At 37.5% G+C, this 13080-nt stretch carries 10 protein-coding genes and 1 rRNA gene; 5 read left to right on the top strand and 6 right to left on the bottom strand.

Going from position 1 to position 13080, the window contains the following annotated elements:
* The first annotated feature begins 13 nt into the window (after nucleotides 1–13).
* Nucleotides 14–889 carry a bile acid:sodium symporter family protein gene (locus H6F32_RS16185; protein ID WP_190370352.1) on the top strand — a complete coding sequence of 292 codons (876 nt, stop codon included), beginning with the start codon at nucleotides 14–16 and terminating at the stop codon, nucleotides 887–889.
* A gap of 123 nt (nucleotides 890–1012) precedes the next feature.
* Here H6F32_RS16185 and H6F32_RS16180 read toward each other — a convergent pair whose 3' ends face one another.
* The 3 genes from H6F32_RS16180 to H6F32_RS16170 form a co-directional block, all read right to left on the bottom strand.
* Nucleotides 1013–1996, bottom strand: coding sequence for an alpha-ketoacid dehydrogenase subunit beta (locus H6F32_RS16180; RefSeq protein ID WP_190370336.1), 984 nt, complete (start codon nucleotides 1994–1996; stop codon nucleotides 1013–1015).
* A 286-nt stretch (nucleotides 1997–2282) separates the two neighbouring features.
* The gene (locus H6F32_RS16175; RefSeq protein WP_190370335.1) at nucleotides 2283–3938 is read right to left on the bottom strand and encodes a serine/threonine-protein kinase; all 1656 of its coding nucleotides are present in this window, start codon (nucleotides 3936–3938) and stop codon (nucleotides 2283–2285) included.
* A 675-nt stretch (nucleotides 3939–4613) separates the two neighbouring features.
* Nucleotides 4614–5645, bottom strand: coding sequence for a hypothetical protein (locus H6F32_RS16170; RefSeq protein WP_190370334.1), 1032 nt, complete (start codon nucleotides 5643–5645; stop codon nucleotides 4614–4616).
* Between the two features lie 248 nt (nucleotides 5646–5893).
* On the opposite strand from H6F32_RS16170, the gene petN reads away from it, so the two are divergent.
* Both petN and H6F32_RS16160 read left to right on the top strand, forming a co-directional pair.
* Nucleotides 5894–5980, top strand: coding sequence for a cytochrome b6-f complex subunit PetN (gene petN, locus H6F32_RS16165; RefSeq protein ID WP_013189847.1), 87 nt, complete (start codon nucleotides 5894–5896; stop codon nucleotides 5978–5980).
* A gap of 7 nt (nucleotides 5981–5987) precedes the next feature.
* The gene (locus tag H6F32_RS16160) at nucleotides 5988–6149 is read left to right on the top strand and encodes a hypothetical protein (RefSeq protein ID WP_190370333.1); all 162 of its coding nucleotides are present in this window, start codon (nucleotides 5988–5990) and stop codon (nucleotides 6147–6149) included.
* 573 nt (nucleotides 6150–6722) lie between these two features.
* Here H6F32_RS16160 and H6F32_RS16155 read toward each other — a convergent pair.
* Nucleotides 6723–7616 carry an aspartoacylase gene (locus tag H6F32_RS16155; protein WP_190370332.1) on the bottom strand — a complete coding sequence of 298 codons (894 nt, stop codon included), beginning with the start codon at nucleotides 7614–7616 and terminating at the stop codon, nucleotides 6723–6725.
* A gap of 607 nt (nucleotides 7617–8223) precedes the next feature.
* Entirely contained in the window at nucleotides 8224–9615 is a 1392-nt protein-coding gene (locus H6F32_RS16150) for a malic enzyme-like NAD(P)-binding protein (protein ID WP_190370331.1), read from the bottom strand.
* A 269-nt stretch (nucleotides 9616–9884) separates the two neighbouring features.
* On the opposite strand from H6F32_RS16150, the gene H6F32_RS16145 reads away from it, so the two are divergent.
* Nucleotides 9885–10616 (top strand): DUF1995 family protein, encoded by a 732-nt coding sequence (locus H6F32_RS16145; RefSeq protein ID WP_190370330.1) that lies wholly within the window; start codon nucleotides 9885–9887, stop codon nucleotides 10614–10616.
* Nucleotides 10617–10763: 147 nt separating this feature from the next.
* Nucleotides 10764–11930 carry a ferrochelatase gene (gene hemH, locus H6F32_RS16140; protein WP_190370329.1) on the top strand — a complete coding sequence of 389 codons (1167 nt, stop codon included), beginning with the start codon at nucleotides 10764–10766 and terminating at the stop codon, nucleotides 11928–11930.
* Nucleotides 11931–12961: 1031 nt separating this feature from the next.
* Here hemH and rrf read toward each other — a convergent pair.
* Nucleotides 12962–13079 (bottom strand): 5S ribosomal RNA (rrf, locus tag H6F32_RS16135).
* Nucleotide 13080 lies beyond the last annotated feature (1 nt).

The raw sequence follows: 13080 nt of genomic DNA, 5'->3' as shown, positions 1-13080 counted from the left end.
AAATAAAAAATTTATGCACCAAATTATCCCCATTCTTGACAAAATTGCCTTTCTGGCTTTTGTTGTTGCCACTATGTTTGGTACAGGTTTAAAGTTAACTGTACAACAAATTTGGCAACCTCTTCGTAATATTCGTTTGGTTCTTTTATCGCTACTGACAAATTTTGTTTTAGTGCCATTTTTTGTATATTTACTGCTGCTATTAATACCTGTTAATGAACCTGCGAAAGATGGTTTGATCATTATGGCATTGGCTTCAGGTCCGCCTGCTTTACCTAAACTTGCCCAAATAGTTAAGGGTAATTTAGCTTTTTCTACAGGGTTAATGATGATGTTAATGTTTGGCACTGTTTTTTATATGCCGATCGCACTACCATTAGTTTTACAAGGTGTAGAAGTTAATTCTTGGGATATTGCCAAACCTTTAGTATTTTTGATGATAACACCGTTGGGAATTGGGTTATTAATTAAGGCAAAATATGAGGATATCGCTTTAAATCTCCAAACAATTACTTTCAAAATATCTAATTTTGGATTGCTTTTAGGTTTAGGAGTGCGGTTGATAGTTCACTTCAATGAAATTCTTATTTTATTGAAAACTGGTGTGATTTTTGTTTGTGCTATTTTTATTATTTTCTCCTTTACTGTGGGTTATTTATTGGGTGGTCCTGGTGTTGATACTCAAAGGGTTTTAGGAGTGGGAACTGCACAACGCAATTTTGCTGCTGCTTTATTAATAGGTACGAGTAATTTTGATGATCCCAATGTGATAAGTGTAATTATGGTGACGAGTTTATTAATGATGGTTTCTGTTCTAATTTTGGGTAAGAATTTACCAGAATTAGATCCAGCCCATGGTGTAGATTTAGAAAAAGTGGAGGTTCCTTGATATTTTTTCATACACTGAGTTTTATTTTGCAGCTTTCAAAAGTATTAGCCATCAGTATTCAGCCTCAAAGAGATTCATATTTTGATAGCTGATAGCTGACAGCTAATAGCTAATAGCTAATAGCTACACCCGCAAAGCCATCATTTTCTGTACAGCTTCCACAATTTGCTCAGGTTGTACAATCGTCAACCTTTCTAAGTTACCATTATAAGGTGTGGGTATATCCTGAGAAGAGAGTCTTAACACAGGCGCATCCAATTCATCAAACAAGCGATCGCTAATAGACGCACTTAACTCTGCACCAATACCTCCAGTTCGCATACACTCTTCTACCACTATCACTCGGTGAGTTTTCCGTATTGATGCCCCAATAGTATCAAAATCCAAAGGTTTTAAAGAAATTAAGTCAATTACTTCTGGATCATATCCTTGTTTTTCCAGGGTTTTCACCGCTTGTAATACGTGATATCTCATACGAGAATATGTAAGAATAGTTACATCTTTACCACTACGAACTACTTCAGCCTTATCAAGAGGTAATAGATATTCTTCTTCTGGTAGATTTTCTTTTAAATTATAAAGCAAAACGTGTTCAAAAAACAGAACCGGATTATTATCACGGATAGCAGATTTAAGTAAACCTTTAGCATTATAAGGAGTAGAACAAGCCACAATTTTTAACCCTGGAACAGCTTGGAAATAGGCTTCTAAACGTTGGGAATGTTCCGCACCTAATTGTCTACCTACGCCACCAGGACCACGAATAACCATAGGAATAGTAAAATTACCACCAGAAGTGTAACGTAGCATTCCCGCATTATTAGAGATTTGGTTAAAAGCTAACAGCAAAAAACCCATATTCATACCTTCAATGATCGGTCTTAAACCCGTCATTGCTGCGCCCACTGCAATGCCAGTAAAGCTATTTTCGGCAATAGGCGTATCTAAAACCCGCAGATCACCATATTTTTTGCATAAGTCTTTGGTAACTTTATAAGAACCGCCGTAATGTCCCACATCTTCCCCAAGTACGAATACACTAGCATCTCGCGCCATTTCTTCATCAATAGCTTCACGCAGGGCGTTGAAAAATAATGTTTCTGCCATTTAGACCTTTATTACAATTTATTGTTTTTATTGTTTGAGAATTTTATCGTGCTATTGACCCGAATACCGTCAGCGATCGCACTCTTGACCAGAATATCAGAAAACGGCATCATTAGGGCTTTAGCACTGCTAAAACCCTACACCAGTCAGTAGGGGTTTAGCACTACTAAACCTGTATAGCAGTCAACAATTGAGTAAATAACTATATTCTATTACAAATCACCCATACAGCAATAAATTCATTGATCAATTAATTTCCTCACTAAATTGATCAATCTATACAGTTCTAATTATTATCTTGAATCGGTAATTTATCCAAAGACTTACTATCATTTTGTGGTTGAATTTCGGGTACTTTTTTCTCAGGTATGTTCGGTTTTGTTTCGATTGTTGGTACTACAACTCCTGAACTTCCTGGACTGTCTGTTTGTGTAGATTTAGGTACAACCTCATTGGGAGTTTGTTTATTATTTTCTGCTGATGGAGCAGAAATAACTTTTTGAGATTCCTCGCCATCACTAGCATCACGTAACCTATCATTTAAAGCTGGAGAAGAACTAACTTCCGGCGTAGATATTTTAGATTTTGGATATTTTGGAGATTCAGTAAATGTAGGAGAAGCAGAAATTTTTGGTTCAGGTTTAGATTCTGGAATAAAGTTATAATCATTGTTTGGTGATTTTTCTTCACCATTATTATTAGTAGTATAACTGGGACTTGGAGTAATACGATTTCTTCTGCGTCGTGATTTTCTATCATTAGATGTATCTCTTATTGAAGATTCTGAATCTCTAGAATTTGTCTCATTTTTATTATTTATAGTAGTAGAATTTTCTTCAGTGGGAGATACAGTAGGAGATGGATAAATAGGTGTGGGAAAACTGGAGTTGGGACTAGAATTTAATTCAGGTTGATTGAACATCTTAATCATATTCAAACCTACTACAGATGCCAATAAAGCCATACCCAAACCAATAAACATCTGGGAATTTCCCACGTTTTTATCTACTTTCTCTTTTACAGATGACTCAGAATTTTTTGATTGTCTTCCTGATAAATTACCAGATAAATGATCAGATAAATTAATCGTTGGTACAGCTTGAGTAGCAATCTTAGCATCTGTAATACTTACACCAGTTTTAGGTAAAAGTTGTAACCATTCTTTCACACTTCCTGGACGCAACTGAGGTTCTAAAGCCATTCCTAGCATCACAGCCTGATTTACTGCCATACTTAAATGAGGTTGTAGCTTTATTGGTTCAGGCATAGGTTGGCGATCGCGCAATAATGCTGAAACAGGAATTTCTGCTGTCAACAAAGCATATAAGGTAGCTGCTAAACCATAAACATCCGTTGCTGCTGTACGTGGAGCTTGAGTTAAATACTGTTCAATAGGTGAATACCCTTCACTAACTAAACCAGTATGAGTTTGTTTAGCACCATTATTAAACTCCCTAGCAATACCAAAATCAATTAATACTACATTCTGAGTTCCCTGACGGAGAATAATATTATCAGGCTTAATATCCCGGTGTAACAACCCTTGACTATGAACAACCTCTAAAGCAGCACCAATTTGACAGATATAATGAATAGCCGTAGACTCTGGTAAAGGTATTCCTGGCAGAATATAAGCAGAGTGGAGAGTTTCCCCAGGAATATACTCCATCACCATATAAGGTAAGCCATCTTCCTCAAAATAGTCACTTACCCTAACAATATGAGGATGAACACAAGTAGCTAACCGTCTGGCCTCATCTTGGAATTGACGTTGAAACTTAGGAAAATCAGGATGTTGACGTAATCTTTCGTTAATAGTTTTCATAACTACTTCATGATTTAAGTAGTGATGAATAGCCTTAAAAGTAACACCAAATCCACCCTCTCCTATCTCCTGGATGATTGTATATTTGCCATTTTGTAAAATTTTACCTGCTAACATAGGGATTTTGTAATTGTATCTTAAATTTTCAATAAACAGATGATCAAGAAATGATGAACTTGGTGATAAGTACCATCCTAATTATGACAATAGTTTTCGACAAATGTAACTTATTCTCAGGATATATAGATTTTGTCATCAGTGCCATGATGATGTCTATCTGGATACGAAAGTGACAGTAATCACATATCATAACTGACGTAGATCACACATTAACCTGGAAGAATTGGATTGATTTCCCGGGTTTCTAAGGGTAGTAAGAAGGATCTAGTCCAGGAATAAACCTAATTATTTGTAACTAGCAACTTACGTTATTATATGTTCACACCTTATACTGAGAGAGCTTTTTTACACCCTTTTCAAATTTTTAAATATCCTCTAAGAGTATGATCAGGAAAAAACTAAACAAGTCTTATCTTAAAGTAGAATTGAGTAGTTTTATATAACGGATTTAATAATTTTAAGTTACAGCAGTAAAAAAATATTTCCTCAGATATTGCCAAATAAAATTTTATTTGCTATAAATGGAACATACCCAAAAACCTAATCCCCTAATCCCCTGTCCCTACTGGGGATGTAGAGATGCTCTTGTGAGTGTCTCTACTCTTTTTTATAGGTCTGGAGGAGCAGGGATCGAGTAGAAAATTCTTTATTCTGAAGGCTGATGACTGACAGCTAACTGGTTTCCTGAATTTGTAATCTAATTGTATGTTCTGTTGCACCGCTAAGTTGTAATTCCATGATTTCACTTCCTAGTGGTTCTATACAACTGAGTAGCGATCGCAGTTGAGGTGTACTTGCTCCTGTATCTACATATAACCTATCCGCTAAATTATTAATTTTCTTCCAGGTCATATATAATTTCGCTATACTCTGTTCCATCTGCGATGCTTGATTAACTAAATCCGCCGCAACACTTAAACAACCAATCCTTTGCGCTTCTTCTAATGCAATCTCTATATCTACATTTTCCACCACTAGTGCCTGCACTTGTGCAGCAGATTTCAAATATTTGGCCAATTGTTTCGCCTCTGAGGTAGCCTGTTTAACTGTATCTACATCAGGATTTGCCTCTATTTCCCTTTGTAACGCCCGTTGATGTGATTCGGGTAGTTTTTCCATTTCCTTGACTAGAGGGGCTATATAGCGCGGAGGAAGACTATTATCAGCAGCTTTTTCCTTAATGGGTTGGGGTAATAATTCTGAGGTCATGGCAGTCCATTCATCAGTGAGTTGACGAACTTCACGACGGGTAATGCGATCGCCCTTTTGCGCTGCTTCACTGACCATTTGTTGTACTTCTGGAGAGGCTTTGGCAGTTTCCACAAAAGCGCGTTTACTAAAGTTATTCACAGCTTTAGGGTCGAGTTTACCATCTTCAATTAAAGTATCAGCACTGTTAGCCAGTTGAATCCAGGAATAGGCTTGGGTTTTGCTAATTTCCCGTTCTTTAAGCCATTTGAGGAAACCTGTACCTCGGCCATCACCACCTTTTTTTTCTCGGTCACGGATAGCGCGTAAAATACGGCCACGCCAAATTTCGGTTTGCAGATCAAAGCGATCGCATACTTGCCAAGCCACATCTAACTGGTCTAAAAAGTCAGACTCAGCAATTCCTTCATCTTCGGGATCTGGTAATTCAAAATCTAAATCTGTGGGTTGTTGTAACGCCGCAGCTAGGTCATGGATAGAATCGGTATCTTGCACGATGGATAACTAGTGAAGGTATGATCAAAAAATATAGCATAAGTCAGGAGATCAAGGAGTCAGGAGTCAGGAGTCAGGAGATCGAGGAGTCAGAATACAGAATTTTCTCCCCTGCTTCCCGCACTCCACACTCCAAGTCTTACGCTATGACCTAGGAAAAATCAAATGTTATGGCAAATCTTATGGCCATACAGCTTTGCGAGTATGATAAAGATGAAAAACCTTTTGTAATTTTGCAAAGTAGAACTATGATCTTGACATTAGGCTGGGTATCCCTGTTAGTTGTATTTACGTGGTCAATTTCTATGGTAGTTTGGGGACGTAACGGACTCTAAAAATATTGTGGAAACTCCATTTTTGAGTGTTTTGGCTATGGTGGCCATTGTGCTGTTAGTAGGAGTCACCGGTGGCGTAGTTTACTTAACACTAGCAGATTGGCGCGATCGCCGTCGTCAGCAAGACGAAACACGCACACTCAAACGCAGCACAGCTAAACGTAGATGATTCTCCAATTATACAAATACATTTGTATGTAAAATACAGGTGATTAATATAGGGATACGACAAAAATCGTATCCCTATATTATTATATATTATTAATAATATAGCAATCCTATTTGATTTATGTTAGCGTAGCATCCTATAGGGATACATTACCAGAGTCAGATCCCGGACTTCTTAGAGAAGTCCGGGATCTTTTTGTTCATACCTACTTATAAAAATAATATTTGATTTATGAAAAAATAGGTAGGGTGGATCATACAGCACATTACATATACATGAGGTATAAGCGGGCAAGATGACCGCACTACAAGGGTTTTATCATTAACATCTGTACCTCATAATAACGGAAACTGCTACATATTATCAATCTGTTGATTGATCAGCTGTTGTGCTTTTAATTTTGATAATAGATGCAAGCAAGATGCTTGCACTACAGTAGTTTGTTTTCAAAATTTTAATATGAGTTCTATAGTTGAAAAAGCACTTTGGATTGTAAATAGATTAGTTAAGACTGGGATTACGTTAAGTATGGTTGATTTCTTGAAAATTATTTGTGTAAGTCCTACTTTTGACTTACTCAACAGTAATCATTCGTTTTTCAGTAAAACACATAGCAGTACCTTTCTCGTAATAAGCAGCTTCGTTAATAAAGATTGGATAAACAGTAGAGTTTCCTTCATAGGTAATTGTCTGACCATCAAATGTTAAAAACATAGGATCACCGGGATGCAAAACCTCATAATCTTTAAACTGAAGATGAGGATGGATCATAGCTTGAATTTCTCCCTGTTCGTTTCTCGGATAATCAATTTTTTCTATATATTCATAGCAGATTAGGTTATTTGAAAAATATGGAACTTCTCCCTGGTTGTACATTTGCACATAATCTAAAATTGCGTTGATCATGGCTTCAGTTTTGAGAAGAAACTCTGCATTTAAAACACCTTGAGGAACAGATCCCACCTCAATACCAATTCCAAATCTGCTCACGGACATTAGGAAATTACGACCTTGACCAGAGTTGCCATGACTACAAACTTTGACTGAAGGATTAATATGATTGAGATAAGCGGCTAATTGCAAACTCAACTGCTGATCATTATCTACAATTATAGTTATGCCCATGTTAGCAGTTGTACTATGTAAATCCACTATGAGATCAACAGGAGTTTTACCATTTTGTCCAAACAAATTATTAATTTCTTTAGCTCGTAAATCCTCATAACTAGATAGTGTTAAATCCTCTAAATTTTCGGCTAGAAAGCAACGATTCAAATCTTTATCAATGTATCTTCTTACTGCTGTAAATGCTTGAGGATTAGCCAATAGGGTCAATGTTTCAAAACTGGATCTATTAATTAATTGGGGGAATTGCTCAAACTTTTTAATTAAGTATACTCCAGTAAACTCATTCCCGTGAGTTCCACCGACAATTAACACCCGACTGAGTTTATTATCAGACTTCATTGTTCCTTCTCCTGTAACCAGTGGTTGTGTTCTTCTGAATATATCAGGAAAACCCATGATACAATCACTTTATTTATACAACATTCCATGACTAAAACATCATAATGCTGAAACAACAAAAATATTTAGCTATGATGACTAACCCCAAATTGCGCGATGATCACAGATGGTCGAATTGGGATCAACTCCAACTGTGTCATCTTATAGCAGTTTCCGTTATTATGAGGTACAGATGTTAATGATCAAACTCTTGTAACACAGGCATCTTACTGTGTTCATAGTGTATCTTATGTAAATGGAATGTGCTGTAAATATGCGATCGCTGTGAATGATAAGCAGGGATTTACCAACGCTGCTGCATATCTGGAAATCGATCAGGGATTTTTGAGTAAGCAAATAAAGCAATGTGCCGGTTGCGTAAGTCCTGGTCTACTTAATGCTTAATCTCCTGACTCCTTCATTTAGTTTTTAAAATTACGTTTTCCTGTATAACCAGAAATTTTAGCTAAATCTTCTAAAGACATTTTTCCTGCATAGGTTTGTCCTTTAATTTCCCAAGTAGGATAACCATAGATCCCCGACTTCTTGGAGAAGTTGGGGATCTCAGTTAACCGTGAGCAATACCTTCTTCTCTGGCCGCTTGTTTAACAGCAGCAGCGACGGCTGTGGCTACCCGGTTATCAAAAACAGAGGGTATAATATGTTCTCTGTTTAAGTCCGTAGGTTTGACTAAGGAAGCGATCGCATAAGCAGCTTCTAGACACATATTAGTAGTAATTGTCTTAGCTCGACAATCTAAAGCCCCACGAAATACCCCAGGAAAGGCTAATACGTTATTAATTTGGTTGGGGTAGTCACTGCGCCCTGTAGCCATGACTGCGACGTTTTTAGGGGCTAATTCCGGTTGAATTTCTGGGATAGGATTGGCCATAGCAAATACTATGGCATCTTTTGTCATCCCCTGTACCATTTCTGGTGTTAATACTCCTGGCGCACTAACTCCTATAAACACATCCGCACCTTGTACAGCACCAGCTAATGTACCTTGGGCTTTAACGGCAAATTCCTGTTTTTCCGTAGTTAAATCTGTGCGGCTGGTAGAAATGATACCTTTAGAATCACATAACCAAATTTGTTCCGCCCCAGCTTTACGTAGTAATCTAGCTACAGCAATACCCGCAGCCCCAGCCCCATTCATCACAATACGGATATCTGCAATGGATTTTTTGACTAATTTTAAGGCGTTGAGTAAAGCTGCTAAGGTGACAATTGCTGTACCGTTTTGATCATCATGGAAAATAGGAATGTCTAATTCTGCCTGTAATCTTTGTTCAATTTCAAAACATCGCGGTGCAGCGATATCTTCTAGGTTTACCCCACCAAATACAGGAGCGATATATTTCACCGCTTTGACAATTTCCTCTGTATCCTGAGTATCTAAACAAATGGGAAAAGCGTCAATATCCGCAAATTCTTTAAATAACATAGCTTTGCCCTCCATCACAGGTAAGGCAGCTTCAGGTCCAAGATTGCCTAAACCTAAAACAGCACTACCATCAGTGACAATGGCTACGGTATTCTTCTTGATAGTAAGATTATAAACTTCTTGGGGTTTTTGAGCGATCGCTTTACAAATTCTACCTACCCCTGGAGTATAGGCCATTGCCAAATCAGACACACTTTTGAGAGGTATTCTACTAGCAATACTGATTTTACCACCGCGATGTAAATTAAAAGTGCGGTCATAAACATCTATAACTTTAATATCTGGTAAAGATTTTATTGATTGTACAATAGTTTCGGCGTGTTCTGTACTAGCAGCATCCACCGTTAAATCACGGATAGATAACTCTCGACTTTGTTCAATTAAATCTATTTGTCCTAAATTACCACCGGTAGAGGCGATCGCCTGCGTTACAGATGCTAACATACCAATACGGTTAGGAATCTGCAACCGGAGGGTTACACTAAAACTAGAATTGGGTGTGAGATTTGTCATTGTGATTTTTAACTATAAATTTCTGATTTTAGCTAGGACTTACCCAAGTGTCACACCAAAAATCTGATGTAGGGTGGTTCAGATATGAAAAATCTGTTTATTTACATGATTTATGCTGTCTGACGCAGCCTAATAATGTTACCATTGTGTAAGTCCTGTTAGCTATCAGCCGTCAGCTTTCAGCTATGAAATTCTAATTGTAAGTTAATGATGTAAACTATTACCAATTACCAATCACCAATTCGCCATTACCACCTTGTTTAGAAATCATGACTGAACTGCCGAAAACCCTAGAAGATGCGATCTCTCAATCTCGTGATGCTGTAAAATCTGCCTTAGCAGACGGTTTAACTCGCATCCAAGTAGAGTTTCTTTTCCCAGAACTCAAATTTATGCCCGTAGCAGAACAGTTTTTACCCTTATTTAGTGAATACGGTTCTGGTTTAAAAGTGTTTTTTGCTGATGCTGGTGCAGCAGGTTTAGCCCGTCGTGATTGGTCCGATGTACAATTTAAAATCTTAGATATTGGTACAGGCAGAACAGCATCCTTAGAAGCAAAAATTCAGCCAGAAGACCAGATTTTTCTATTTATAGCCCCTACATCGGTAGAAGTACCCCAATTAGAAAAACTCTGTGAAATAATAGGCGATCGTCCGGTAGTTTTATTGAACCCTCGCTTAGAAGACTCTGGTGTTGTGGGCATTGGTTATGCAGCCAGAGAAACCCGGCGGCGGTTTATTAGTACAATTCAATCTTGTTATTATCTCCGGCCCATAGATGATGAATCTGCTCTATTTCGCTGTTATCCTGGAATGTGGGAAGTGTGGTTAGAAAGCAGTAACGAATATACAAAGGTGGCAGAACTGCCGAAAAAACCATCGGGCGATGAAATAGACATGATCCTCATGAAAGGACAACCAGAAAGTGGTAATAATGCACATACTAAGAAACCAAGTATTTTTAAGAGTTTACAAAGGTTTGTAAAAGCATTAAGTAGTTAGAACAGTGCAGGAGTCCTGAGTGCTGAATGCGGAGTTGGAAGTGCTGACTTCTGACTCCTATCATTATTTTATGAACCTAGTTAAAAAAGATTACACTAAAGTTAATATTCCATCAAAAATTGTAAAGATAGGGGGAAAGTGATTATTATGGGGCGTGTAGGCGTATTATTACTTAATCTTGGAGGTCCAGATAAACTGGAAGATGTGGGACCTTTTCTGTATAATCTATTCTCAGATCCAGAAATTATCCGCCTACCATTTCGTTGGATGCAAAAACCCCTAGCTTGGTTTATTGCTACCAGGAGAACAAATACATCCCAGGAAAATTATAAACAAATTGGCGGTGGTTCTCCATTACGACGTATTACAGAAGAACAAGGACAAGCCATACAGGAAAAATTAGGCGAATTGGGACAAGATGCTAAGATATATGTAGGAATGCGTTATTGGCATCCTTATACAGAAGAAGCGATCGCCCAATTAACCCAAGACGACATTGATAAATTAGTGATTCTGCCACTATATCCGCAATTTTCCATAAGCACTAGCGGTTCAAGTTTCCGACTTTTGGAACAACTCTGGAAACAAAACCCTAAACTGCAAAGCCTCCCATATACAGTTATTCCTTCATGGTATAAACAGCCAGGTTATTTACAAGCCATGGCCACACTTATTGCTGACGAACTTAGCAAATTTCCTAACCCCAACAATGTACATATTTTCTTTAGCGCTCATGGTGTGCCTAAAAGCTATGTGGAGGAAGCAGGAGATCCCTACCAGCAAGAAATAGAGGAATGTACAAAGTTAATAATGCAAACTTTGAACCGTCCTAATGAATATACTCTAGCTTATCAAAGTCGTGTCGGTCCAGTGGAATGGTTACAACCTTACACAGAAGACGCACTTAACGAACTAGGAACAAAAGGAGTGAAAGACTTAGCTGTAGTACCCATCAGTTTTGTTTCTGAACATATTGAAACATTACAAGAAATTGACATTGAATATCGAGAGATAGCAGAGGAAGCAGGAATACATAATTTCCGCCGAGTTCCCGCACCTAATACCCATCCTATATTTATCCAAGCCCTAGCAGACTTGGTAGTAGATGCTTTAAAACAACCTGACTTGAAACTTGCCCAAGTCACACAAATGAAGAAAAAAGTAAAGATGTACCCTCAAGAGCGTTGGGAATGGGGTATGACTACCAGTGCCGAAGTTTGGAATGGACGTATAGCAATGTTAGGTTTTATTGCCCTAATTATCGAATTAATTACGGGGAAAGGCTTACTTCATTTAATTGGTATTCTATCGTGATATACTTAGATACTTCTGTGTTAACATTAGTGAACAACTAGATAAGTTGAGATGTTCTCTAAGCCAAGATGTATCAACCAATGCGCGTTCGCGCAGCGTGCGCGATAGCGCATAGATAAATTCCTCGCGCATCATAAATAGATTTTTGATCTATGCTAATTACAGTGTCAACCTAGATACCTAAGCCGTTATCTGAGTAATTATTGTTTTTTGTTTTTTCATGATGATTGTATACTTTACTAATCATGAAATGATTAAAACTCTCTGTATCAGGGGAAAAGCATCTAATTTATTTTGACAAAATGTAACTTACAGCAGTTTCCGTTATTATGAGGTAAATATGTTAATGATAAAACCCTTGTAACACAGGCATCTTGCCTGTTCACAGTGTACCTCATATAGCTCGAATGTGGTGTATATGAATGGAGAAAAAGGGTACTATTAGTAGTCTAATATCAATTTAAAAGAAGTATGTAAAGAAAAGGGGATGGCTTTTTTTAAGTTTGTTTTGATTATATCAACCAAAATATCACCATTTGAGTTTGATAATTTATTGCTATTATATCATGTTTTAATTTATGAAAAGATAGATCCGGTATTGTTAGTAAGACCTATCTTGTTAAATGATTAGTTGCAGCAATTATACCACAATCTTTGGAAAAATTACACAGGAAATAAAAAAGTTTTGTATTTACTTTGATGTGGTGTCAAAACATCCTACTAAACCCTGAATATTTTCAAAAAATTAGTATATAATCAGTTATGTGTGTATCAAGTAGCCTTGCTGAATTGAGAGATGAAAATCAAAAATTCCATGTCTCAAACTCCCCTCCTCTGCGCCTCTGCGTGAGAAAAATTCATTTAACTCACCAACACCTATAAAAATCATGAAACTTCAAATCGCCATTATCTCCTGCTCACTGCTGCTACCTTATTTAGCTTATCCGATTCAGACAATAAAGCTTAGCACCAAATAAAAAGCAAAAACAAACCCCCTCATTGTCATAATGAGAGGGAATGCCAAATAATAAACCTGGCATCGAGCTATTTTCACAGAGGGCAACCCCTCAACTATCGTCGCCGCAGCAGCGTTTCACAACTGAGTTCGGGAAGGGATCAGAGTGGTTCCACCGCGCCATAGACACCAGGA

It is taken from the genome of Anabaena sp. FACHB-1237 (assembly GCF_014696225.1).
In the GTDB taxonomy this organism is placed as follows: Bacteria; Cyanobacteriota; Cyanobacteriia; order Cyanobacteriales; family Nostocaceae; genus FACHB-1237.
The sequence above is the reverse complement of the archived record's forward strand: the minus strand, read 5'-3'. Positions and strand labels throughout refer to the sequence as shown.